The 423-nt window shown below is 32.2% G+C and carries 1 pseudogene; it reads right to left on the reverse strand.

Annotation, left to right across the window (positions count from 1 at the left end):
- Nucleotides 1–193 (reverse strand): annotated as a pseudogene (locus KH893_RS12500) (tryptophan--tRNA ligase); the annotation flags it as partial.
- Between the last annotated feature and the right edge of the window lie 230 nt (nt 194–423).

A 423-nucleotide genomic window follows, 5' to 3' on the forward strand; every position in this document is an offset into this window, starting at 1 on the left:
CCGTCAGACTGATACGAATTTTTTCCGGGTCACGTGCATTATCCGTAAAAGCTTGTGTATCGGCAATCATAACAAAGGAATCATAATTACCGGAATTTTGCATTTCAACACGATTTTTCAAAGAGCCTACATAATGTCCAATATGAAGTTTTCCGGTTGGACGATCACCGGTCAAATATATTTCTTTTGTCATGTTTTCAATTATAGATTTTTAATCAAACAATTTTATAAGGAGATAATAATTCTTCTGCAAACAACCACAAATTCCAGCTGAATCATACAAAAAACAATTTTTTTGATTAAAGGTCAAAAAATAGAATCGACGCTTTCGCCAATCCTATTTTTAATCAATTAATAAATTTTTACCGGGTTCTCTTTTTTAAAAACCAAAAACGTTTTCCAAAAATCAGCCACCAGGTAAAG

Source organism: Liquorilactobacillus sicerae, from assembly GCF_029916425.1.
GTDB lineage: Bacteria > Bacillota > Bacilli > Lactobacillales > Lactobacillaceae > Liquorilactobacillus > Liquorilactobacillus sicerae.